The organism is Streptomyces sp. NBC_00258, assembly GCF_036182465.1.
Taxonomy (GTDB): Bacteria; Actinomycetota; Actinomycetes; order Streptomycetales; family Streptomycetaceae; genus Streptomyces.
The window spans coordinates 8,220,570-8,244,802 of the sequence record NZ_CP108081.1 but is presented as its reverse complement, the minus strand read 5'-3'; the positions used below and the strand labels follow the sequence as shown (position 1 = coordinate 8,244,802).

The 24,233-nt window shown below is 71.5% G+C and carries 20 protein-coding genes; 11 read left to right on the top strand and 9 right to left on the bottom strand.

Annotated elements, in window-relative coordinates; genetic code table 11:
* Positions 1-9: 9 nt before the first annotated feature.
* From OG718_RS36765 to OG718_RS36735, 7 genes are all read right to left on the bottom strand, one after another.
* Entirely contained in the window at positions 10-894 is an 885-nt protein-coding gene (locus OG718_RS36765) for a carbohydrate ABC transporter permease (RefSeq protein WP_328846235.1), read from the bottom strand.
* Positions 891-1,832: a carbohydrate ABC transporter permease gene (locus OG718_RS36760; RefSeq protein ID WP_143631744.1), complete on the bottom strand. Its 942-nt coding sequence runs from the start codon at positions 1,830-1,832 to the stop codon at positions 891-893. Before OG718_RS36760 ends, OG718_RS36765 begins: the two co-directional genes overlap by 4 nt.
* Positions 1,829-3,187 carry an extracellular solute-binding protein gene (locus OG718_RS36755; RefSeq protein ID WP_328846234.1) on the bottom strand — a complete coding sequence of 453 codons (1,359 nt, stop codon included), beginning with the start codon at positions 3,185-3,187 and terminating at the stop codon, positions 1,829-1,831. The genes OG718_RS36760 and OG718_RS36755 overlap by 4 nt, the downstream gene beginning before the upstream one ends.
* A 171-nt stretch (positions 3,188-3,358) precedes the next feature.
* Positions 3,359-4,231, bottom strand: a complete 873-nt coding sequence (locus OG718_RS36750) for an SMP-30/gluconolactonase/LRE family protein (RefSeq protein ID WP_328846233.1) — start codon at positions 4,229-4,231, stop codon at positions 3,359-3,361.
* Positions 4,228-5,001, bottom strand: a complete 774-nt coding sequence (locus OG718_RS36745) for an IclR family transcriptional regulator (protein ID WP_328846232.1) — start codon at positions 4,999-5,001, stop codon at positions 4,228-4,230. Before OG718_RS36745 ends, OG718_RS36750 begins: the two co-directional genes overlap by 4 nt.
* A 187-nt stretch (positions 5,002-5,188) precedes the next feature.
* A complete protein-coding gene (locus tag OG718_RS36740) occupies positions 5,189-6,430 on the bottom strand; it encodes a PucR family transcriptional regulator (protein ID WP_143631757.1) in 1,242 nt (413 codons plus the stop codon).
* A gap of 2 nt (positions 6,431-6,432) precedes the next feature.
* Positions 6,433-6,585, bottom strand: a complete 153-nt coding sequence (locus tag OG718_RS36735) for a hypothetical protein (protein ID WP_186000974.1) — start codon at positions 6,583-6,585, stop codon at positions 6,433-6,435.
* 266 nt (positions 6,586-6,851) lie between these two features.
* Between OG718_RS36735 and OG718_RS36730 the strand changes: the two genes are divergently transcribed.
* The 10 genes from OG718_RS36730 to OG718_RS36685 all read left to right on the top strand — a co-directional run bounded on the left by OG718_RS36730 (position 6,852) and on the right by OG718_RS36685 (position 19,583).
* Positions 6,852-7,829, top strand: a complete 978-nt coding sequence (locus tag OG718_RS36730; protein WP_328846231.1) for a DUF3068 domain-containing protein — start codon at positions 6,852-6,854, stop codon at positions 7,827-7,829.
* A gap of 468 nt (positions 7,830-8,297) precedes the next feature.
* Positions 8,298-9,449, top strand: coding sequence for a glycosyltransferase family 4 protein (locus OG718_RS36725; protein WP_269652941.1), 1,152 nt, complete (start codon positions 8,298-8,300; stop codon positions 9,447-9,449).
* On the top strand, positions 9,446-10,237 hold the full coding sequence (locus OG718_RS36720) for a class I SAM-dependent methyltransferase (protein ID WP_143631766.1): 792 nt from the start codon (positions 9,446-9,448) through the stop codon (positions 10,235-10,237). Before OG718_RS36725 ends, OG718_RS36720 begins: the two co-directional genes overlap by 4 nt.
* Positions 10,234-14,901, top strand: a complete 4,668-nt coding sequence (locus tag OG718_RS36715) for an alpha-(1->3)-arabinofuranosyltransferase (RefSeq protein WP_328846230.1) — start codon at positions 10,234-10,236, stop codon at positions 14,899-14,901. Before OG718_RS36720 ends, OG718_RS36715 begins: the two co-directional genes overlap by 4 nt.
* Entirely contained in the window at positions 14,898-16,220 is a 1,323-nt protein-coding gene (locus OG718_RS36710; RefSeq protein ID WP_328846229.1) for a condensation protein, read from the top strand. The genes OG718_RS36715 and OG718_RS36710 overlap by 4 nt, the downstream gene beginning before the upstream one ends.
* Positions 16,217-16,972 (top strand): class I SAM-dependent methyltransferase, encoded by a 756-nt coding sequence (locus OG718_RS36705; protein WP_143631775.1) that lies wholly within the window; start codon positions 16,217-16,219, stop codon positions 16,970-16,972. The genes OG718_RS36710 and OG718_RS36705 overlap by 4 nt, the downstream gene beginning before the upstream one ends.
* A gap of 15 nt (positions 16,973-16,987) precedes the next feature.
* Positions 16,988-18,031 (top strand): hypothetical protein, encoded by a 1,044-nt coding sequence (locus OG718_RS36700; RefSeq protein WP_328847897.1) that lies wholly within the window; start codon positions 16,988-16,990, stop codon positions 18,029-18,031.
* Complete coding sequence (locus OG718_RS36695) at positions 17,931-18,167, top strand: Trm112 family protein (protein ID WP_143631778.1); 237 nt, start codon at positions 17,931-17,933, stop codon at positions 18,165-18,167. The genes OG718_RS36700 and OG718_RS36695 overlap by 101 nt, the downstream gene beginning before the upstream one ends.
* The gene (locus tag OG718_RS36690; RefSeq protein ID WP_143631781.1) at positions 18,164-19,000 is read left to right on the top strand and encodes an FkbM family methyltransferase; all 837 of its coding nucleotides are present in this window, start codon (positions 18,164-18,166) and stop codon (positions 18,998-19,000) included. The genes OG718_RS36695 and OG718_RS36690 overlap by 4 nt, the downstream gene beginning before the upstream one ends.
* Entirely contained in the window at positions 18,966-19,583 is a 618-nt protein-coding gene (locus OG718_RS36685; protein ID WP_328846228.1) for a hypothetical protein, read from the top strand. The genes OG718_RS36690 and OG718_RS36685 overlap by 35 nt, the downstream gene beginning before the upstream one ends.
* Positions 19,584-19,688: 105 nt before the next feature.
* Here the strand turns inward: OG718_RS36685 and OG718_RS36680 are convergent, their stop codons facing one another.
* A complete protein-coding gene (locus OG718_RS36680; protein WP_443055203.1) occupies positions 19,689-20,573 on the bottom strand; it encodes an ATP-grasp domain-containing protein in 885 nt (294 codons plus the stop codon).
* 184 nt (positions 20,574-20,757) lie between these two features.
* Between OG718_RS36680 and OG718_RS36675 the strand changes: the two genes are divergently transcribed.
* Positions 20,758-21,864, top strand: coding sequence for a MerR family transcriptional regulator (locus OG718_RS36675; protein WP_328846227.1), 1,107 nt, complete (start codon positions 20,758-20,760; stop codon positions 21,862-21,864).
* Between the two features lie 13 nt (positions 21,865-21,877).
* Here the strand turns inward: OG718_RS36675 and OG718_RS36670 are convergent, their stop codons facing one another.
* Positions 21,878-24,196, bottom strand: coding sequence for a 2Fe-2S iron-sulfur cluster-binding protein (locus OG718_RS36670; RefSeq protein WP_328846226.1), 2,319 nt, complete (start codon positions 24,194-24,196; stop codon positions 21,878-21,880).
* Positions 24,197-24,233 lie beyond the last annotated feature (37 nt).

Genomic DNA, 24,233 nt, shown 5'->3' with positions numbered 1-24,233 from the left:
GCTCGTCCCTCACTGGCCCGCCAGGCCCGTGTGGGCGACGCCGGCGACTATCTGGCGTTGGAAGAAGACGAAGACGACGATCAGGGGCAGGCCCGCCATCAGGCCGCCGGCCATGAGCTGGGCCCACTGGATGCCGTAGGAGTTCATGACGGTCGCGATGCCGTTCGGCATGGTCATCAGGTCGGGGTTGTTGGTCACCATGTAGGGCCACAGGAAGTTGTTCCAGGACGCGATGAAGGTGAAGATGCCGACCGCGGCCAGGGAGGGGCGGGAGAGCGGGAGCACGATGGTGAAGAAGACCCGCCAGCGGCCCGCGCCGTCGATGAAGGCGGCCTCCTCCAGTTCGCGCGGGATGCCCTGGAAGAACTTGTAGAGGATGTAGACCATCGCGGCGGGCGCGCACTGCGGAAGGATCATGCCCCAGTAGGTGTCGACCATCCCCATCTGCTGGACGGTGGTGAAGAGGGGTACACCGAGGACGGCGGGCGAGACCATCAGGCCGGTCATGACCAGGCCCAGCAGGACGTTCTTGCCGCGGAACTCCGTGCGGGCGAAGCCGTATCCGGCGAGTGCGCTGACGCTCAGCACCACGGCCGTCACGCACACCGAGACCACCAGCGAGTTCACGAACCAGTTGGTGATGTTGCCGGTCTCGAAGATCGCCGACCATGCCTGGATCGTCCAGTCCTCCGGAAGCCAGTGCGTCGGCACCTCGACGGCCTCGGTCTCCGACTTGAGCGAGGTGAACAGGGCCCAGGCCAGCGGCGCGAGGAACACCGCGGAGACGGCGGCGCCGAGGAGGGTGAGCACGATCTGGCTGGGCGTCCAGGGCTTGCGAGGCGCCTTGCCGGTCGTCTTGCGCGTCTTGACGCGCATCTGTGCGGCGGTGCTCATCGGCCGCCCTCCTCACGGTTGCGCAGCAGCCACATCCGCGCGAGGGCGACGGCCGCGATGATCACGAAGAAGATGATGGAGATCGCCGAGGCGTAGCCGACGCGGTAGCTGGTGAAGCCCTCTTCGAGGGTGTACTGCACGAACGTCCTGGTGGATCCCTCGGGTCCGGGCAGGAAGTCCATCATCACCACGGCCTGGTCGAACACCTGGAGCGAGGCGAGGATCTGCAGGGCGATGACGAGGCCGGTGATGTGCCGCAGCATCGGCAGGGTGATGTGGACCATGCGGTGCCAGGCGTTCGCCCCGTCCAGCTTGGCGGCCTCGTAGAGGTGCGCGGGGATGCCCTGGAGCGCGGCGAGGTAGAGCAGGAAGCTGAAGCCGACCGTCCACCACAGGGTGCAGACGACGACGGCGAGCATGGCGTACGACTTGTCGGTCAGCCAAGCCGTCTCGATGCCGAAGACGTGGTTGATCATTCCGGTGCCGGGGTTGAACAGCCACTGCCACAGGTTGGCTGCGACGGTGGACGGCAGCAGGAACGGGGCGAAGAAGCACAGCCGCCACAGCCATGTGACGCGTTCGATGTGGTGGGCGAGCATCGCGAGGAGGAAGGCGAGGACCGTGATGCAGGGCACGACCAGGAGCGTGAAGTACGCGCTGTGGCCCAGCGATTCCCACACCAGCGGGTCGTCCAGGGCCTCGCGGTAGTTGTCGAGGCCGATGAAGCTCGTGGCGTCGCCGGAGATGTTGGCGTCCGTGAAACTGAGGTAGAGGCCGCGCAGCAGCGGCCAGATCACGAACAGCGCGAACAGGACGAGGAACGGGGCGACGAACCAGGCGCCGTGCTGGAAGCCCTGCCTGCGGCGGAGGGTGGCGCCGGCCGCGGCGGTCCTCGCGCGCGTCGGAGTGATGACGGTCTGTGCACTGGTCGCCGTCATGCGACCGCACCTCCCTGTGCGGCGGTCCTGCCGTCCATGGGGTTCTTCATGGCGAGCAGTTCGGTGAGCGTGCTCCTCATCCGGCGGGCCGCGGTGTCCGGCTTGGCGGAGCCCGTCGTCGAGGAGACGACGACCGGGCCGACGCGCTGGGCCAGGATGCCGGTGGACCCGGCGAACCACACCTTCGGCTCGGTGGCCTGGTGGTCCATCGCCGACACGTACTCGCTCTGCGGGTTCAGCTTCCGGTAGGCGTCCGTCGACAGGGTGGGCGTGTAGGCGGGGATGTGGCCGCCGCCCGCCCACTGCTGGGCGTGCCGGACGATGTAGGCGGCGAGCCGGTGCGCGGCCTCGTTGGCGGCTCCGCCGCGGTCGGACTGGTGCGGCAGCACGAAGGCGTGCGACTCGGCGTGGGTGGCCCGCTTGCCGAAGACGGGCGGCAGCGGGGTCGCGCCGTAGTCGAGCTTCGCGCTGTCGAAGACCGGCACCGACCAGTTGCCCTCCCAGACGAAGGGGCCGCCGTTGACGAACTGTTCGGCGCCCGCGCCGCCCGCGAAGCCCGGGTTCACGTACCCGTCGGTGATGTGCCGGCGCAGGAACTCCAGTACCTGCGTGGCCTTGTCGGTGTCGAAGGTGACCTCGGCGCCGGCGTCGTCGAACCAGGTGCCGCCGAGCTGGGTGTAGAAGGCGACGAAGAACCACCACTGGAAGTTCTGGTCGCTGGACCACATGCCGATGGTCTGCAGGCCCTTCTTGGTGGCCTTCTTGGCCTCCTTGAGCACGTCGAACCACTCGTCGACGGAGGTGACCGGCACGATGCGGCCGTCGTCGCCGAGCAGGCCCGCCTTCTTCAGCACGTCCTTGCGGTAGAAGCAGAGCTGTACGTGGATGTCGAGCGGGAGGGCGTACAGCGTGCCGTCGATGACGGCGCGTTTCCACAGCTCGGGGTTGAAGTCCGCTTCCCGCACGCCGTACTTGGCGAGCAGGCCCGCGTCCCAGGGGTCCAGGAGCCGGCCCGGCGAGAAGCCGGTGACCCGGCCCAGGTGCATGACGCCGAGGTCCGGTGCGCGGTTGCCCGCCGCCGCCATGGCCAGCTTGGTGTAGAAGGGGCTCCCCCACTGGAGGGTGGAGTCCTTCACGTCGATGCCGGGGTTCGCCTCACGGAAGGCGTCCAGCATCGCGATCATGTTGTATCCGTCGCCGCCGCTGAAGAGGTTCCAGTAGCGGACGCGGGTGTCCGCACCGGAGGCGAGCGCGTCCGCTCCGGTGCCGAGGGCGGCGAATCCGAGGCTGCCCGCGACCGTCAGCCCGCTCAGTCCCGCCAGGATCTGCCTGCGATTCAGGCCAGGTCGTCCCATACCTTGCCTAACTGTTCGAAATTTCGATGAATGCTCGTAACTTCGAACGGGACCGTAGATAGGAAGCGCTTACTAGTCAATGGTTTGCGCAAAAACAGCGGCCCCCGTCCGGCGATCGGACGGGGGCTTCGGATGCTTTCCCGGATGCTCCGCGGGACGTCGGCCGTGCTGTCAGCCGGCGAACGGGGGCTGGGGCAGGCCCTTGCCCGCGCCGGGGACGACGAGCACCGAGCCGGCGAGCGGATGCGGCGCCTCCAGACCCGTACGGGCTGTCGTGATGTACAGATCGGTCAGGTCGGCACCGCCGAACGCACAGGCCGTGGGGCGCGTTACGGGCAGCTCCACGACGCGGTCCAGCTTGCCGTCCGGGGTGTAGCGGCGGACCGCGCCGCCGTCCCACAGGGCGACCCAGACACAGCCGTCGGCGTCGACGGTGAGTCCGTCGGGGAAACCGTCGCCCTCCTCGACGACCGCCAGCTCGCGCCTGTTGGTGGCCCGTCGGCCGTCGAAGTCGAAGACGTCGATCCGGCGGGTCGGTGAGTTGATGTAGTACATGAGGCGGCCGTCGGGGCTCCAGCCCGTGCCGTTGCTCACCGTCACGTCGTCGAGGACCGTCTCGACCGTGCCGTCGGGGGCGACACGGGAGAGCGTGCCGCCGCCCGGCGCCTCGTCGTAGCGCATGGTGCCCACCCACAGGGCACCGTCGGGCGCGACCGCCGCGTCGTTGGCACGGCGGCCGGGGACGACCTCCCGGTGCAGCCACCGGAAGCCGTCCGAGTCGCCCGAGGCACCCGGGCCGCCGGGGCCGTAAAGGCCCACGCCGTCACGGAGGTTGACGACCAGGCCGCCGCCCCCGCGCGGCTTGGCGGCGCCCACGTGCTGCTCGGTGGCCATGACCGTGCGACGGCCGGAGACAGGGTCGTACGTGTGGACCCGGGAGCCGAGGATGTCGATCCAGATCAGCCGTCGGGCCTCGGCGTCCCAGGTGGGGCCTTCGCCGAGGGCCGCCTCCGCGAGGACGGCCACCTCGTACGCGTGCGTCATCCCACGCTCCGGTGTCCGAGCCGCTCCGACAGCTCGGCGGCGCCCTTCGCGGAGAGCTGCTCCAGTTCGGCGCGGCGCTCGTCGCTCCAGCGGATCATCGGTACGGAGATGGAGAGCGCGGCCACGACCTGGCCCGTGCGGTCGCGCACCGGCGCGGCGACACAGCTGACGTCGGGGTTCGACTCGCGGCTCTCCACCGCGACGCCGCGGGCGCGGATCTCGGTGAGGGCCTCCCGCAGGGCGGCCGGCTCGGTGATGCTGTTCGGCGTCATCCGGACCAGGTCGGCGTCGTCGGGGATCCGCGCGGTCAGCTCGGGCTCGGACAGCGAGGCGAGCAGCATCTTGCCCACGGAGGTGCAGTGGGCGGGCAGCCGGCGGCCCGCGGCGGACACCATGCGCACCGCGTGCGTGGAGTCGACCTTGGCGATGTAGATGACATCCGTGCCCTCCAGGATCGCCACGTGCACGGTCTCGTCGCAGGTCTCCGCGACGGACCGGGCGACCTGCTGACCCTCGGCCGCGAGGTCCAGCTGCTCGGAGTAGCGGCTGCCGAGCTGGTACGGGCGCACCCCGAGCCGGTAACGTCCCGGCTGACCCGGTACGGGCGTGATGTACGAACGGGCGGCAAGTGTCGTCACCAGTTCGTGCACCGTGGTGCGCGGCAGCTGGAGCTTGCGCACGATGTCGGGGGCGGAGAGCGCGCCGTCTCCGTCGAGAAATAGCTCGAGTATGTCGAGAGCCCTGGTTACGGCAGGTACGAGGCGTCCCACAACTGGCCCCCTCCCTTGTGTTCGAAATTTCAACAGACGATCGGCATAGCGAACACAGGCTACTCATACCGATTACGGCCGGGCAATGGCCTTGCGACAACGGGTGGGCGAGCGGTTACGGGTGGGGTGGGTCGGGCAGTCGCCGGAAGGCACGCGGCGAACGGGTGGGTGGGCTGGAGAAAATCGGTCAGCGCCGGGCTCGGGGATCGCCCAGCTCGCCCCGGAGCCGCTGAGCCCGAAGCACCAGTTCCAGCTCGAAGCGGCGGTCCGGGTCATCGACCTCATCGCCCCACAGTTCACGAATCTGCCGAAGGCGATAGCGGACGGTCTGCGGATGGACCCCGAGACGCGCGGCCACCTCGGGGGCCCCGCCCCGCGTCTCCAGCCACGCCAGCAGGGTCTCCGCGAGCCGCCGCCCGTGCGTCGGCCCGCAGTGGGCGAGCGGCTCCAGACACCGCAGCGCCAGGTCGTCGATCAGTTCCTCGGGCTGCAGCAGGACCAGCGCCTCCGTGTGCTCGGTGCAGTACAGCACCTCGCCCGGCGGCAGCAGCCCCCGCTCCATGAGCCGTACCGCCGCCTCGGCCCAGCGCAGCGACTTCGCCGCGTCGGCCAGCGGGACGGGCGGGCCGATCGCGCCGGCCCACCCCGTGAGCGCCCGGTGCAGCAGTTCGGGGCGCCCGGCGGCGTCCGGCTCGGGCACGACCATGCGGGGCTGCTCGTACTCCATGTCGAGGAGCACGCCCTGTCCGACGGCAGGCGCGACGGCCTCGCGTGCGGGTCGCAGCAGCACGCCCACCGCGACCTTGTCCGGCAGCGGCCAGCCGATCCGGGCGGCCCGCTCCGAGAGCGCCTCGGCCGGATCGCCCCTGTGGTGCTCGGCGAGCAGCAGTTCCATCAACCGCCGTTGCAGACGCAGGCGTTCCCCGGCCTGCCGGGCGGCGGCCTCGGCGTATCCGCGTACGGACTGGTCGACCAGCCCGTCCAGATACTCGTAACCGGCGTCGACCAGCTCGTACATCGCGGGCGGCGGGATCTCCACGCGCGTCCCGATCTCGGCGAAACGGCGCCAGGCCAGACGTACACCGAGCCGGTAGATCGCCTGGAGCGAGTCGAGGCTGCGGCCGTGCAGGCCCTCGCCGCGGCCGAACTCCTGGAAGACCTCGGGGTGGACGCGCGGGCGGCCCTCGGCGGTCTCCAGGTGCTGGACGAACACCTCGATGGCCCGCCGGATCCCGATCAGTGCCATCGGCTCGCCGGAGTCGTCGAGCACGACGGGCAGATGGGGATATTCGTGACGTATTTCCTGGAGGATCTCCTCGGCGAGTATGGGCGCCTCGGCCATGGCGAGTGCCGCGAACTGGCGCACCTGGAGGCGCGGCACGTCGTGCCAGGCGGAGCGCACGGTGACGGGTGCCCGGCGTAGGGCCATGGTCAGCGCTCCTGGCCGGCCGTCTCATAGGTGATGAGCGGCGTGTTCGGCTGGTCGGGGGTCGCATCGAGCAGCGCGACGATACCGAGGGCGGCGCCCACGGCTAGTGCGGCGGCGGCCGCCACGGTCAACAGGGCGGCTAGCAGTCTGGGCATCGCGGGTCAGCCTCTCTGTCGGAGGTCCACCCACCCCTGTGCACCCGCGATTACGGCTCGCGGGCCCCAGCCCTCCCCCACTCTCGACTTCGCTCGACCGGGGGGACCCCCATCCGGTCCCGTCCGGCGAGCCCCCAGTCTCGACAACGCATTGACACTTCGTCAAGGGTGCGCCTACGGTTCCCGGCCCATACCGCACGTGCACCCTCCCCCACCGTGCCGGCACAGTCCGTGCCGTGTCACCACGAGCCCCCTGGAGTGCCCGGATGCGCCGTACTGCCTCACCCTTTTCACTGGTCGTCCTGGGTCTGGGCGTGTTCCTGCTCGTCCTGGCCCCCCTCCTCGCCTGGTACGTCGAGCCACGTGCTCAACGCACGCCCGTCGACATCGACTCGAAGACCGTCTTCACCGGTACGGGCAGCTATTTCGACACCGACGAGATCGAAACCGTCCGCGACAAGAAGATCACCATCACCCGCCAGGTCCGCGGCGATGTCGCCGACAGCGAGAAGAGCGGCCGGGCCGTCTGGGACGTGTCCACCTCCGTGGACACCGCCAAGTCGCTGCCCGCCGCCGACCCCCACGACTCGCTGCAGTGGACCATGGAGCGCTGGGTCACCGACCGCAAGACGAACAAGCCGGTCCACTGCTGCGACGAGGAGCCGTACTACGAGGGCGAGGCGTACCTGAAATTCCCCTTCGACGTGCAGAAACGCTCCTACATCTGGTGGGACAGCACGCTCGGCTCGACCGTCACGCTGGCGTACAAGGGCACGAAGAAGATCCAGGGGTACGAGGGCCTCCGCTTCACCGGAACCGTGCCCGCCACCAAGACCGGAACCCGGCTGGTGCCGGGCACGATCGTGGGCGAGAAGGACGGCGGCCAGGTGCTCGCCGAGGAGTGGTACTCCAACCACGGCATCGAGCTCGTGGCGGACCAGCGCACGGGCCGGATCATCTACGCGGCGATCGGGCCCCGTAAGACGCTGCGGGCCCCCGGCGGCGAGAAGGACGCCGTCGTGCTGCTCGACAGCGAGCGGATCGCCTTCACCACCGAGACCCAGAAGGAACAGGTCGATCTCGCCGACACGGACAGCGGAATGCTGCGCATGGTGGGGCAGACGCTGCCGGTCGGGACGGGTGTGGCGGGCTTCCTGCTCGCAATTGTGGGGGTCGTTTTGGTGGTACGCGGGCGTCCGCATCCCGAAACGTCCGAGAGCTCCCAGCAGCCGCTCACAATGTGATGAGACGTCAGCTGGATAAAGCCCCGAAATTGTCACTTCGGTGAGTAGCCGCATCGAACCAGCGGGCGAAAACTATCCACCCCACCCGAACACAGCCCGCCCACATCCCCGTCACAGCCGGACCGCATCACCCACACCGATCAGCCCCACAGGTTCCGTCCCACCGATCCGTACGGATTCGATCCGCGGGAGATTCAGGACTCCCGCACAGGACCACATCGAAGCCGTGGGGGATCGGCTCCACCGGAACGGGGAACTCGCGGCACATCCCGCGCCGCGAGGACCGACAGAACCGCACCACCCTCACCCCGACCTCGACCCATCCGCACCGCGCGACCTGACCGACCCGCACCGCGAGACACGACCGATCCGCACCGGGAGACCGTCACCGCCTTCGCACCGAGCCCCACCTCACCCCCCACTCCACCCTCACGCTGGTTCCGCACCCCGAGACGAGTTGGAGCACCCATGCCCCAGCACGTGCCTTCGTCGTTGCGCGCCGCCTTCCCCCGCTCCGCGCAGCGACCCCCGGCGCTTCCCCCACAGCCGCGCCGAATCGTTTTCCTCGCCCGTCGTGACTTCGGCAACGAAGCCGCGGGCGGCTCCGAACTGCTCGTCGACAGACTCGCCGAGGGCCTGACCCACCTCGGCCACCAGGTCACCCTGCTGTGCGGCGGCCCCGCCGCGTACCGCGACTACCGTGTCGTGTCGGCGGGCGGCGACCTCGGTCACTATCTGCGCGCCAGATCGGCGTTCCAGCGCCAGATCGGCGACTGCGACCTGCTCGTCGAGGTCTGCAACGGCATGCCCTACCTGGCGCCGCTGTGGCACCGCGGGCCGACCCTCTGCCTGGTCAACCACGTGCACACCGACCTGTGGCGGATGCGGTTCAACGGACCGCTGGCGCCCGCCGCCCGGCTCGGGCGAAGACTCGAACACTGGGCCCTCGCCGGCGCACAGCGCCACAACCTGCTGGTCGCCGTCTCCCCGTCGACGGCACACGCGCTGCGCGCGATCGGCGTCGAGCGCGAACGCATCCGGGTCGTCCACAACGGCGTCGAGGAGCCCGGCCCGCCGGCCGAGCGCTCCCCGGAACCGCTGTTCCTGGCGATGGGACGGCTCGTCGAGTACAAGCGGATCGATCTGCTGCTGCGGCTGTGGGAGCGGGTCCGCCCGGTCACCGGCGGCCGGCTGGTGATCGTCGGCGACGGACCCGAACGGGAGCGGCTCGAACAACTCGCGGGCCCCGGCGTCGAGTTCAGAGGCCATGTCTCCGAGGCCGAGAAACACCGGCTGCTCTGCGCCGCCTGGCTGCTGCTGCACCCCTCGGCCGTCGAGGGGTGGGGCCTGGTGGTGACGGAGGCGGCGGCCCGCGAGACCCCGGCCATCGCCTTCGACGTACCCGGCTTGCGCGACTCGATCGTGGACGGCGAGACGGGCCTGCTGGCCCGCGGCGAGTCCTCGTTCGCGGCGGCCTGGTGCACCCTCGCCCTGTCCACCCACCGTCGCACGCTCATGGGCAAGGCGGCGGGCGACCGCGCCACCCAGTTCCGATGGCACCGCACGGTCCGCCAGTTCAGAGCGGTGGCGACGGAGGCGGTGAGGAGCTGGACGCCATGACGCCCGCTCGGGGCAATCGGCCGGAACACCCGGGTACGGATACGGGCCCGGGTACAGGTACGGGTTTCAAGGACCCCTCCTTCCGCCGTTCCCTCGCCCTCTTCCGCGCCTTCCGCCATGAACAGGACGACCCCGAGGGCTGCTACTCGCTGCTCGCGCGCGACGCCGCGGACCAGGTGGAGGCGTACGACGGTCCGGTGAAGGGCCGGACCGTCGTGGACATCGGCGGCGGAGGCGGCTACTTCACGGACGAGTTCCGGCGGCGCGGCGCGCACGGCTATCTCTTCGAGCCGGACATGCGGGAGCTCGGGCCGAAGCCGCCGGAGGGCGCGGTCGTCGCCGACGGCTATCTGCTGCCGCTCGCCGACGCGGTCGCCGACGTCTGCTTCTCCTCCAACGTCCTTGAGCACGTGGCCGATCCACAGACCTTCCTCAGCGAGATGGTGCGGGTCACGAAACCCGGCGGGCTGATCTACATGTCGTTCACCAACTGGCTGTCCCCGTGGGGCGGTCACGAGTGGGCGCCCTGGCACTACCTGGGAGCCGAGCGGGCCCGCGCCCGCTACAGCCGGCGTACCGGCAGGCCCGCCAAGCACACCCTCGGCGAGAACCTCTTCGCCGTACACATCGGACCCACCCTGCGGCAGGTGCGCGCCCGGGACGACGTCACGGTCGTCTCGGCGCGTTCCCGCTACTGGCCGTTCCTCGCCCAGGCCGTCGTGAGAGCGCCGGGACTGCGCGAGTTCGCCACCTGGAACCTCCTCCTCATTCTCCGGCGGTATCCATGACCAGCACGGTCCAGGCCCCTCCCCCGGCGGCCACGCGCCCCATCGCCCCCGACCCCGGCCCACCGCAGGGGCCGCGGTCGCGGCGGTGGCTGCTGGGGTTCTGGGCCGTGGTGTTCGTGCTGTTCCTGGCCGTGGACCCGGGCCGGCAGACCTTCGACACGAAGCTCGGCGTCGCGCTCGATCCGTGGCAGTTCCTGTCCGACCTGGGCCAGCTCTGGCACGACCGGGGCGGCTTCGGCGGCATAGCGGACCAGTACGTCGGCTACGCCTTCCCGATGCTGCCGTACTACGGCCTGTGCGAGCTGATCAACCTCCCGGTGTGGCTGGCCGAGCGGCTGTGGATGTCACTCATCGTGGCGGTCGCCTTCTGGGGCGCGCTGCGGCTCGCCGAGCGGCTGGACACCGGCAGCCACGCGTCCCGGCTGCTCGGCGCGGTCGTGTACGCGCTGTGGCCGGTGTTCACGATCGTCGTCGGCTCGACCTCGGCGGCCGCGCTGCCGGGCGCCTTCCTGCCGTGGGTGCTGCTGCCGCTGACGAACGAGCGCTACACGGCCCGGGTCGCCGCCCTGCGCTCGGCGCTGGTCATCCCCTTCATGGGCGGTGTCAACGCGGCCTCGACTCTCGCCTCCCTGCTGCCGGTTGGGCTCTACCTCCTCTCCCGCCCGCGCGGCCCCAGGCAGCGCAAGCTGATCGCCTGGTGGGTGCCGGGCGTGATCCTGGCGACCGCCTGGTGGGTGGTCCCGCTGCTGATGCTGGGCATCTACGGCGAGAACTTCCTTCCGTACGTGGAGAGTTCGCAGACCACGACGGACACCATGGCGGCCACGGAGGCTCTGCGCGGCGCCGGGAACTGGGTCGCGTATCTGCACTTCGGCGAGGCCTGGCTGCCGGCCGGCTGGACGGTCGCGGCCTCGGTGATCGTGATCGTCTCGTCGGCGCTCGCGGCCGGGCTCGGTCTCGCCGGGCTGGCCCGCCGTGACCTGCCCGAGCGGCGCTGGCTCGTCCTGACCGTGCTGTCGGTCGCGCTCATCACCCTTGCCGGGTACGGCGGTTCGTTCGGCGCGCCCTTCCACGGCGTCGTCCAGGACTGGCTGGACGGCGGGCTCGTGCCCTTCCGGAACATCTACAAGTTCCAGACCGGACTGGCCCTCGCGCTGGTCTTCGGGCTGATGCACCTGGTCGGCGTCGCCTCGCAGGCGCACGGGGCCCGTCCCCTGCGCGGCCGCCGGTATGTCGCCCTGGTCGCGGCGGTCCTCGTACTCCCCGGTCTCGCCTGGCCCTACCTCAACGGGTCGATCCTGCAGCCGGGTTCGTTCCAGCAGCTTCCCAAGTACTGGCAGTCCACGGCCGACTGGCTGGAGAAGTACTCACCGGACTCCCGTGCCCTCGTCGTGCCCGCCACCGCGCACGGCATCTACACCTGGGGCTCGCCCATCGACCAGCCACTGGACGTGCTCGCCGACTCCCGCTGGGCCCAGCGGGACTACGTGCCGTTCGGCACCGCGGGCAACCGGCGCGCGATGGACGCGGTCGAGCAGTCCCTGCTGACGGGCGGCGAAGTCCCGGGCCTGGCCGACTACTTGAGCCGGGCCGGCCTCTACTACGTCGTCGTGCGCAACGATCTCGACCCCGACCAGCTCGGCTACGTACCGACCACTACCGTCAAGCGCACCCTGGAGGAGTCGGGCTACCGGCGGGTGACCGGCCTCGGTCCGGTGATGACGGGCGGGCGCATCGCGGAGAACACCCCCATACAGATAGAGGGGTTGTACCCGCGCCAGCGGGCCGTCGAGATCTACGAGCCGGCGAGCGCGGACGTGCCGCGGCCCGGGCAGGCAGGGCTGAAGGCGGTCGCCGACACGGCCGTCGTCTCCGGCGGGCCCGAGGCGCTGCTGCCGCTGTCCGCCGACCCGACCATGCGGGACCGGGCCGCCGTGCTGACCGGGGACAACCATCCCGGGCTCGGCGCCCCCGAGTTGCAGGTGCTGGGCGACGGCCTGCGCCGCGCCGACACACGGTTCGGCCTGGTCAACGCCAACACCTCGTACACGTACACCCGCAACGAACGCAATCACTCCGGCAGCTTCCAGGACGCCGGCGAGAAACCGCACCAGATCCTGCCGACCGAGGGCATCGGGCACCAGACGGTGGCCGAACTGCGCGGCGCACGCTCGGTTTCGGCGTCGTCGAGCGGCAACTGGATGTTCTATCTGCCGCAGTACGACCCGGTGAACGCCTTCGACGGCAACCCGAACACCGCGTGGGCCGAGGGCGCGGCGGGTTCGGCGGACGGGCAGTGGCTGAGGATCGGCTTCACGGACGAGACGGAGATCCCCGACTCGATCCGGGTCACCCCGCTGCCGCAGGACAGTGTGCGCTCCGCCCCGACCCGCGTGCGGGTGGAGACGGAGCGCGGCTCCGAGACGAGCACCCTCCAGGCCAACGGCATGCGCCAGCGCATCAAGGCGCCTGAGGGGCCGACGAGTTGGCTGAAGATCACCATCGTCGACTCGGCCGCCCGGCACTCCGACCTGTCCGGCGCGGGCTTCTCCGAGATCACCATTCCCGACGTCCAGGTGACCCGCATGCTGCGGCTCCCGACGGACGCCGAGCGCACCGACGCGGCCGCCGAGGTCGTCTCGCTGCACCGCGCCACCGACCCGGGCGGCTTCTCGCCGACGGGCACGGAGGCGGGGCTGCACCGCCGCTGGACCTCGGAGTCGGCGGGCACGTACGAGGTGAAGGCGAGCGCGATCCCCGTGCCGAGCGACGAGCTCGACGAGCTGCTCTACAAGGTCGCGCCCGAGCAGCGGAACCGGATCACCGCGACCGCCGACTCGACGGCCCTGCTCGGCACCGGCCTCTCGCCGCGCAACCTCACCGACGGCAGTCTGACCACCGCGTGGATCGCCGGGGACAACCCGACCATCCATCTGAGCTGGCCGGACAAGCAGGCCGTGGGCGAGATCGTGCTGGCCCCGGCGGGCGGTCTCTCCACCCGGCCGACCGAGGTGAACATCAGCTCGCCGGACGGCTCGACGATCGCGGGCGTCGACGAGAACGGTGTCGTCCGCTTCGATCCGATCACCACGGACCGGCTCGACATCACCATCACCGAGACGGCCCCGATGACCGTCCACAACCCGCTCGCCGACGAGGACCTGCAACTGCCGGTAGGCCTCACCGAGGCGTACATCCCGGCCCTGGACCAGTACCGCACCCCGCAGCCCCGGTCCGACCGCACCTTCGACGTCCCCTGCGGGCAGGGCCCGACGCTCGCCGTCGACGACGAGCTGTACGAGACCAGCGCGAAGGGCACGGTACGGGACCTCGTCGAGCGGCGGCCGATCGAGCTGACGCTCTGCCAGGAGGGGCGCGCCGACCCCGAGTTGTCCCTCGGCTCGGGCGCGCACCGGGTCGAGGCGGGCGACGCGGGACCACTCGCCGTCACCGACGTCACGCTGACCCGCGGCACGGTCACCACACCCACCGCGCTCGACCGTGAACTCGGCATACGGGACTGGCTCGGCGACCGCCGCGAGGTGAGCGTCGGCTCGGGCGCGGCCTCGTACCTGACGACGTACGAGAACTTCAACGACGGCTGGAAGGCCACGCTGAACGGCAAGAAGCTCGACCCGGTACGGCTCGACGGCTGGCAGCAGGGCTGGCGGGTCCCGGCGGGCGCGGGCGGCACGGTCGAGCTCTCGTACGAGCCGTCCACGCTGTACGAGGCCGGGCTGATCGGCGGCGGTGTCGCGGTGCTCCTGCTCGTGGGGCTCGTGCTCTTCCGGCGGAACTCGCCCAACACGGACGAGCCCTCGCCGGTTCCGCCGCCGCCCGGCCTGATCCTGGGCACGGTCGCGCTGACTCTGGTCGGAATCGTGATCGCCGGGTTCTTCGCGCTGCTGGTGCCGGTCCTTGCGCTGCTCGCGTGGCGGCGGCACGCCCTGCTGGTGCCCATCGCGTTCCTCGCGCTCGCGGGGGCCGGGATCGCCGCCGCGACCGGGGCCGGGGAGCCGGCCTCCGAGGGTGCGGGGGCATTCGGACCGACGGCCCAACTGCTGGCGCTGATCGGGCTGTTCGCCGGGCTGGTGTCGATCGGGGAGGCCTCTTACGGGGCTCGGGGCCCTGGTGGGGGTCAGGGCTTCGGGGCTTCCGGCGCTCATGGGTATCCCGGTGCTCCCGGCGCTGCTCCCGGCACGGGCACTCCCGCTGCTCCGGGGTATCCCGGTGCTCCCAGGGCGAGCGCGCTGCCGCCGCCGGCGCCGGGGACCGAGGCTCCGACCGAGCCGCTGCCTCAGCGGCGGCGGGGGGAGACCGCGGGGCCGGGTGCGGCCGAATCGACCCGGGCGCCCGAGGCACGGCACGGGATGCCCGGAGTGTCCGGGGCTGCCGAAGCACCGACGGCTCCAGGCACGGCACCGACACCCGGCACGGCTCCGGAGCAAGGAGCCGGGCCCGCGTCCGGGGAGGCCGAGGCCCCGCGCGCCCCCAGGCCGGCGTCCGGTCCGACGATCTCCGCCCGCGGGCCAGGGTCCGCGCAACCGGAGCCCGACCCGCCCACCACCCGCTTCGGCTTCCGGAAACCGAAGTTCAAGGCGACACCACCGGAGGACGCCAGGCCGGCACGACCCGAGGAGACGGGGGAAGGCGAACACACATGACCACGCTGGACCACCCGGCACGCGACGGCACGGACGGCCCCGTACGGCCGCCCGCCCGCATCCCGTTCCCCGTCGTGGACGAGGTCGCCCGGCACTGCCTCCAGGAGGAGGAGCCGGAGACCGTCCACATCGAGGTGCATCTGCCGGGCCGTCTCGACCCGGACCGGCTGCGGAGGGCGTTCACCGGGGCCCTGCACCGCCATCCCCGCATCCTGATGCGCGAGGCGCGACGGCCCTGGTACGGGCGGCGGTACGAGTGGGAGCTCACTCCGGACGCGGACGTGGAGGTCGTCCTGTTCCCGCCGCCGGACCGGGAGGCCCTGAAGCACGCCCGCGACCGGGCACTCCAGGACGCCCCGCCGCTGTCGGCGTCGCCGCCGATCCGCCTGGAGGTCGTCCTCGATCCGGAGGCCGACGACACGGTCCTCTTCGTCACCATCAACCACACCGCCCTCGACGGCCCGGCCTGTCTGCGGGTCCTCGCCACCGCCGCCGAGCTGTACGGCGGCCGGGACAACTCCCCCGCGGCACCCCCGACCCGTACGACCGCCGAGGTGCCGAGCTCCGTCGACGCACCCTCCTCCTGGGCCCCGCCCGCGCGGGTGGCGCACGGCGCGCCCGATCCCTCGCCCGGCAACGGCATGCTCGTCGCCGAGTTCGGCGTACCGCGTCGGCCCAAGGGCTCCCCGTACACCGTGAACGACCAGCTCATGGTGGCCACGGCCCTGATGATCGCCCACTGGAACCGGGAACACGGCGCCCGGCCGCGACCGTTGCGCATCACGATGCCGGTGGACGACCGCACGCGCGACACCGACATGCCGATCGGCAACGGCACTCGGCTCGTCGAAGTCCCCTTCGCACCCGCGGAGTTGGACGCCTCCGACATGGCGGGCCTGCTGCGACGCACCGCGGACCGCACCCGCGCGCTCAAGGCGCTGCCTCGGCCCCAACTCGGCCACGGGGCAGCCCTGTTGACGGCGCCCGTGGTCCCGGTGGCCTGGCGGGCCGCGTTCACCCGGGGGCTGCGGAGGGCCGCCGGACCCTGGACGTCGACCACGCTGCTGAGCAACATCGGCCGCATTCCGTACGCCCTCGACTTCGGCGAGGGGGCGGGGCGCGCGCACGCGGTGTGGTTCTCGGCGCCGGCCCGGATGCCGCGCGGTCTCACGGTCACGACGGCGTCCACCGCGGGCCGGCTGCATGTGGCGTTCCGCTGGTCCCGCAGACTCCTCAGCCACGGCGACGGCTCCCATCTCCGCGACCTCTTCGAGCACTACCTGCACGCGACGGAACACGCCACGGAGAGTGCCCCATGACCACGGCTCCGCCCCGCCGCCCGTCCGGCGGCCAACCTCCGCACGGGCTACGGGACTTCTACGAGGACCCGGCCGTGCCGGTCGCCTCCGGCGCGCCCCGCAGTCTGCGCCAGGCCCGGATGCTCGCCGCCGCGCTCGGTCCGGCCACGTCCGGCGCGCGGACGGTCCTCGACATCGGCTGCGGCGACGGCTCCGCGGCCGCCACGGCGGCACCGCTCCTGGCCGGCCATCGCATCGTCGGCATCGACTGGTCCCAGGACGCCCTCAGACGCGCCCACGCCCACCTTCCGTACGCGGTGCGCGGCGAACTCACCGACGGAGGGCTGCCGTTCAGGTCCGCCTCCGCCGACGCCGTGCTGTTCAGCGAGGTCGTCGAACACCTCGTGGACCCGGACGCGGCGCTCGACGAGATCCACCGGATCCTCCGCCCGGGAGGTCATCTCATGCTCTCCACACCGAATCTGGCCGCCTGGTACAACCGCGCCCTGCTGCTCGCCGGTGTCCAGCCGGTCTTCTCCGAGGTGAGCCTGCGCGCCATCCACGGCCGCCCCGGCAAGGAGGTCGTGGGCCATCTGCGGCTCTACACGGCCCGCGCGCTGCGGGAGTTCGTGACCGCCTCGGGCTTCGAGGTCGTACGGCTGAAGGGTGCTCCCTTCCACGGTGTGCCCCGGCCCATGCGCCCCCTGGACCGACTGGCGTGTGCCGTGCCGTCGATGTCCTCGATCCTGCTCCTGCACGCGCGAAGGACGTAGACCATGTGGTGGGGGGTGGCCGCGGCGCTGCTGGCGAACGTGCTGTACAGCACCGGATTCGTGCTGGAGAAGCGGGCGTTGGCGGCGATGCCCCAGGTGACCGTCCGGCAGCCCGCCCGGCTGCTGCGGATGGTCCTCGGCAGTCCGCTGTGGATCGGCGGCTCCCTCGCCCTGGCGTCCGGCTTCGGCGCGCAGCTCGTCGTCTACCGCACGCTGCCGATCGCCGCCGCGCAGGGCATCTTCGTCTCCGGCCTGGTGATCCTCGTCCTGCTCTCCTCGGTGCTGCTCGGCGAGGAGACCTCGGGTCGCGAGCGGTACGCCATCGGGGCGATCCTCGTCGCGCTGCTCATGGTGGTCCTGTCCCTCAAGGAGGGCTCCGACACGGTCAGCCGCAGCGCCCCCGCCCCGCTGATCCTCCTCGTCTGCGTGCCGTCGCTCGCGCTGGGCGTCTGGCTGTACGCGTCCGCCGAGCGCCGCGCCCGCCACCGGCACCGCATGCCGACCACGGGCGTCGAATACGGCGTGGCGGTGGGCCTGTTGTACGGGGTCAGCTCGCTGGCCATCAAGGGCGTGTCGAGCTACCTCACCTCAAGTGGCCTCGGCGGTGCGGTGGTCGACCTGCTCCGCTCCCCGTACCCCTATCTCCTGCTGTTCACGGGCGTGTTCGGCCTGGTGATGTCGCAGGCGGCGCTGCAGCGCTGCCGGGCCTCGCTGATCGTGCCGGTCTGCACGACGGTGACGTGTCTGTTCACCGCGGTGCTCGGCACGCTCGCGTTCGGCGAGGCGCTGCCCGAGGATCCGCTGCGGCTGGCGCTGCGCATCGGCGGTACGGCGTTGGCGGTCTCCGTACTCCTGGCGATGCCCAAGCACGACCCGCCGGCGCAGCCCGGTCCACCATCACAGCACGATCCACCGGAAGAGCTCCAACCCCCGCCCCCCACAAGGGAGTTGACCACTGATGAACCCCGACGACCCATTGCTGAAGATACTGGCGTGCCCGCTGGACAAGGGGCCGCTGCATCTCCTCGAAAAGGAGACGGACGGCCCGGAGAGTACTGAGGACGCTCTCTACAACCCGCGTCTGCGCCGCCGCTATCCGATCGTGGACGGCATCCCGCAGCTCCTCCCGTCCTCCGGCGAACAGGTGACGGACGACGAACACGAGGCACTTCTGAAACGGATGTTGACCCCATGACCCTGGCAGCCCGTCTTGCCCCCTTCGTGCCGGTGCGGCTGGTCGCCGCCGCCGCCCGGTTCGTCTATCCGCGCTTCGAGCCCGAACTGGCCCGGCTCGGCGACCTCTGCCCGCCCGGCTGTGGCACGGCGGTGGACGTCGGCGGCTGGTACGGCCCCTGGACGCGCCGTCTGTCGCAGCGGGCGCACCGCGTGGTGACGGTCGAGCCCGTCCCGCACCTGGCCCGGCTGCTGACCGCCGCGACGCCCGGGAACGTCCGGGTGGTCCGGGCCGCCGCGAGCGACCGCCGTGGCACGGCCCGGCTGTGGCTGCCGTCCGGCGACCAGGGTGACCGGGGCGTCTCGTCACTCGTCCGCCGGGACATCCACGCCCGCGCCCTGGACGTCCCCTGTCTCACCCTCGACAGTCTGAACCTCCACGACGTCGGCTTCATCAAGATCGACGTGGACGGCAACGAACTGGCGGTGCTGCGCGGGGCGACCACCCTCCTCACCCGTGACCGCCCGGCCCTGTTCATCGAACTGGAGGCCCGCATCCAGCCGATCAGGCCCGTCGTGTCGTTCCTCGCCGAGCGCGGCTACAAGGGCTGGGTCCTGCCCGACGACACCTGGCTCCCCCTGTCCTCCTTCGACCTGGAGTCCCACCAGGCCCACGCCTCGCACGTGGTCTCCCAGGGCCTGCTGCGGCGGGTGCTGGCCTTCCGGAGCCCGGGGTACGTCCGGTACGTGAACTCGGTGCTCTTCCTCCCGACGGGCCGCACCCCGGGCGACGCGCACCGCGCGGGACACGTACGCCACGATGGGACGCATGCCTCCCGCCAAGCGACCCGATAGGCCCGCCGGCCCGTTCACCCCGCTCGACTTCCAGCTGGTCCTGCTGCGCCGCATGGCCGACCACAACGCGGACCTCGTGGAGGACGCCCGCCATGCGCTGGGCGTCTCGATCGCGGACATGCGCGAGGCCAACCGCCGTTGGCAGGCGATGCGACATGTGCCGCGGGGCCGGGGAGCGGTCTCCCGCTACCGCTCGATCCTCGGCGAACCGGAGTCGGTGACGCCCCGGCAGATCGGCGACCTGTCCTGCGAGGCGCTCCTGTGGCCGGTCCCCCTCTGGCCGGACCTCCGCTTCGAGGTGCTGGTGGCCCCGAACGGCGCGGCCTGGAACGAGTGGCTGGTCCGCGCGCCGGGCGCCCCCTCCCCCGAGCTGCGCACCCTGGAGGATCTGACCCCCTGGTCCTGCGCGGTCGACGAGGCGGCCCGCGCCTTCCCGCCCGCCCGGCCGCTGGAGGGGTCGGCGCCCACACGGTGGGGGCTGGCGTTCACGGCGCCGGACGCGTCGGGCGTACCGCACGACTGCGTGGCGGAGTTCACGTACGGGCTGCTGCAGCGGATGGCGGTCACCGGGCCGCGCGGCTGACGTACAGGGCCTGGCGCCTACAGCCGTTGGCCTCCCGCTGTAGGCCTACAGCGGTTTGCCCACAGCGGTGGGCCTACAGCGGTTGACCTGTCAGCGGCGGGCCCGTCAGCGGGTGGCGGCCTTGACGATCGCCTCGGCTACGACCGGTACCGAGGCCTCGTGCAGGAAGAGGAAGAGATTGGGCTCGACGAGTTCCAGCTCCATGACGCGGGGTGCCCCGTCGTCGCCGTCCACCAGGTCCACGCGGGCGTAGAGCAGTTCGGGGGCGTCCGGCACGGCGGCCAACGCCCGTTCGGCGACGGCGAGTTCGGCGGCCGTCGGCTCCCACGGCGTCAGGTTCGGGTGCGGGACCTTGTCCGCGTCGTGAGCGGTGCCGGGTTCCAGTACGGCGCCCTTGCGGATGGCGTGGAGGAAGCGCCCGCCGTAGAACAGGAGGGCCCGTTCGCCCGCCGTGTCGATGCTCCCCATGTACGGCTGCACCATCGCGGTCAGCCCTTCCGCGTGCATCCACTCCAGGTGCCGTACGGCCCTCTCGTGGTCCTCGGGCGTGTAGCGGGCGGCGTTCCGGGCGCCCGCCCCCGAGGTGGGCTTGACGACGTACGCGCGGTCGGCGGGCAGGTCGGCCGGGTCGCCGGGGGCGAGGTACCGGGTGTCGACGACGGGCACGCCGGCGGCTGCGAGGTCGCCGAGATACCGCTTGTCGGTGTTCCAGCGGACGACGTCCACCGGGTTCGCCAGTGCCGTCAGTGCCCCGCACCGCTCGGCCCACGCCACGAACTCGGCGGCCCGCCAGCTGTAGTCCCAGGTGGAGCGGATGACGGCGAGGTCGAAGCCCTCCCAGTCGACATCGGGGTCGTCCCAGCACACGACGGCGGCTTCCGCCCCGGCCCGCTCCACCGCGTCCGCGAGAACGGGCAGGTCACGGTCGTACCCCGACTCCGCGACCTCCCGGCAGGTGACGAGTGCGATGCGGGCGGCGGTGCGTGCCACGGCGGGCTCCTCATGGGTACGTCGGCTCCGGTGATCCCGATCGCAGACTAACAACCGGCCCGGGAACCGGATCGGGCCGCTTGACCTTCACCTTTGGGGAGGCCACAGCATCGGTGGCCAGACGAGGAACGGCCGGCCCACTGACGAACGGATCGGCCGGCCAACTGCTCATGGGGGTGCGCGCATGGAGATGCTGACGATCGGGGCGTTCGCGAAGGCGTCACGGCTGTCGCCGAAGGCACTTCGGCTGTACGACGAGCTGGAGCTGCTGCGTCCCGCGCGGGTGGACCCGGAGACGGGGTACCGCTACTACGCGCCCGAGCAGTTGGAACAGGCACGCCTGGTGGCGTGGCTGCGACGGCTGGGCATGCCGCTGGCCGGGATCCGCGAGGTCCGCGCCCTGGAACCGGCGGCCGCGGCACAGGAGGTCCGCGCGTTCTGGGCGCGGATCGAGTCGGAGACGGCGACCCGCCGTGACCTGGCCGCCTTCCTCGTCGACCACCTGTCACGAACCGTCCCGGGAAACCCAGGCAAGCCGGGTGACCCGGGCAATCCGAGTAAGGACACCACCATGCTGGAACTCCGCTACTCCGCCCTGTCCGACACCGGCCTCGTACGCCCCGCCAACCAGGACACCGCGTACGCGGGCACCCGCGTCCTGGCCGTCGCCGACGGCTTCGGGTCCGGGGGCGCGCCCGCGAGCAGCGCGGCCGTCGAGGCCCTGAAGTTCCTCGACGACGAACCGCTCCCCGCCGGGAGCGTCCTCAACCTCCTGGAGGACGCGGTCCAGGGCGCCACTCAGGCCGTCCAGGAGGTGGCGGGCCCGACGAACGAGATCGGCACCACCCTCACCGCGATGGTGTGGACCGGCTCCCAACTGGCCCTGGTCCACATCGGCGACTCCCGCGCCTACCTCCTCCGCGACGGCGGCCTCTTCCGGATCACCCACGACCACACGATGGTCCAGTCGATGCTCGACGAGGGCCGCCTGACACCGGACGAGGCCACCGCCCACCCCCAGCGCGCCCTGCTCCTGAAGGCGCTGACAGGCAGCGGGCCCGCCCCGGACCTCGACGTGCGGCTGCACGACGCCCTCGTCGGCGACCGCTATCTGCTGTGCTCGGACGGGCTGTCGGCCGTCGTGCCCGAGGCCACCATCAGGGACACGCTCACGACGGCCCCCGGACCGGACGAGGCCGCACAGGCCCTCGTCAGGGTGGCGAACGACTCCGGCGGCCCGGACAACGTGAGTTGTGTGGTGGCCGACCTCGTGAACACCGGACCCCAGTAGGTTCCTCCGGCGGTCACTGGTCCGCGATGTCGAGGGTGACCTTCGACAGTGGGCAGCCCACGCAGGTCAGTACGTAGCCGTCGGCTTTCTGCCCTGGCGTGAGGCAGTTCGGCTCGTTCTGCGTGACCTCCCCGCCGCGGAGCCGCACCATGCAGTCGCCGCAGTTCCCGACCGTGCAGGAGTACGGCATCGGCAGCCCCGCGGCCAGTCCCGCGTCGAGCAGCGTCTGGCCGGGCTCGACCACGACCGTGCCGACGGGGCGCCCGTCCTCCTCGACGGTCATCGCCTGCGGCCCCGTCGCCACGGCCTGAATGTCCGCTCCGCTGGTGTAGTGCTCCAGGTGCACCAGTTCGTCCGGGACTCCGAGCCCGGTCAGCACGCCCTGCACGGCGTCCATCAGCGGCCCGGGACCGCAGGTGTAGTAGTGGGCGCCCGGGGCCGGGGAGAGACCGGTGACCCAACGGCGTACGCCGTCCGCGTCGAGCCGTCCCTCCCGGCCGGTCAGGACGTGGGTGACCGACAGCCGGTCGGGATTGTCCTTCGCCAGCCGGGTCAGCTCGTCGGCGAAGATGATCTCGTCCGCGCTGCGGCTGCTGTAGAGCAGCGCGATCCGGTCGCGGCCCGGCCGGACGGCGAGCCGAGTGCGGATCATGCTCATCATCGGCGTCACACCGCTGCCCGCCGCGACGAGCACGATCTCGTCCGGGGCGTTCAGGGCGTCCGGAGCGTCCAGGTCATCCGGGGGCTGCGGCTCGGCGTGGAAGGACCCCGACGGGCCGCGCACCGCGAGGCGGTCCCCGGCGCGCAGACTCCGGTGCACGTGGGTGGAGAACCGGCCGCCCTCGACGTGCTTGACGGTGACCTCCAGCCGGGACGAACCGGGTGCCGAGGAGGCCGAATAGGCCCGTCGCACCGGGCGGCCGTCGATGTCGGCGACGAGCGTGAAGAACTGACCGGGCCGGAAGTCGAACGAGCCCGGGCTCGCACCGGTGTCCCCCAGAACAAGGTCCTCCAGTACGAGAGTTACGGCGCTCGGTGTCTCCTTGCGCACCTCGGCGACGCGCACCTCCCGCAGCGGGTTCTCCGTCCCGCGGATCCCCGTCCCTCCGGCCTCGGTTCCTCCGGCCTCGGTTCCTCCGTCGCCGGCAGGGCGTCGGCGCAGGAAGCCACGGCGGCGCCCGCCCGCGCCGGGCCCGATGTCCTCGTTGACGTCCTCGTAGCCCTCCTTCCGCAGCCCGGAACGGTAGGCACGGTTCATCACCAGCCGCAGCAACCGGATCATCCCCGGGATCGCCCCGACTGCCTTCAACAGGAAGGCGGGTGGCCCCCCTTCCGCATCGGCCGAACCGGCGGCGAGGTGTTCTCCAGCAAGCGCCATCAGGTCCGGCACCGTGCCTCGGTCCACGTGCGCGCCGGGGGTCCACAGCCGTGAGCGCGCCACGGCGTCGTTGCCCATCACCTCGGCGTGCTCGACGTCGATGAGCAGCGCCAGGTGCGGGGACATCCCGCGCAGCGCCATCGTCTCCAGCAGCGCCGGATCGTCGGTGATCGCACCACGGCCGCGTACATGCAGCACACCGGTGCGCCCCGGAACGAGCGCGGCCAGCGAGAGCCGGTCGTCCTTCAGCAGGTTGTGGAGCGTGTCGGCTCGTCTGTTGCCCTTCCGGTCCGGGACGACGAGCGTGCGGCCGTCCAGGATCCGCGCCACCGCCTGCCGGTCCCCGCGCGGACTCGTGTCGCTCCCACCGGACGAGTCCCAGGTGGACAGCGCGAGGAACGGTGCCGCGGCCAGGAACTCGGCGACACCGGGCCGGCGCAGGGGCCCGTCGCCCGCGAACTCGGCGGCCGGCTCGGCAGGGACGGGCGGCTGCCACAGGCGGGACCGGAGAACGGCCTGTGCGCAGTGCACGTACGCCTCCGCGATGTCGACGGTCGTCTCCGCGCCCTTGCGCGCGGCCACCGAACCGTTGACGCGCAGGATCTCCCCGACGCCCGGCAGGAGGAAGAAGAGCGAGACCGGACCGTGCGGGTCGCCCGGCTCGGGCAGGGAGAACGAGATCCGGGTGGGCGAGTGGACGCGTGCGAACCCCGGCGTGCCGCCGATGAAGGTCGTCCTGCTGGTGCCGTCGGCGTCCCGGTAGCCGAAGGCCGCGATCGGACACCCGGCGAGGACGGTCCGGCAACCCTCGTCGAGGGCGCCGATCTGCTTGAGCATGACGGCCGACGCCGGGCGGCCGACGGTCGTCTCGACCTCGTCCACCGTCGTCAGCCGGCGCAAGGTGCTCAGCCGGTTCTCGCGCACCGCGGACGTGGCCTTGTTTTCCCAGGTCATGGCACTATTGTGAGCAATGGCTCAGCTCTTTGGCTAC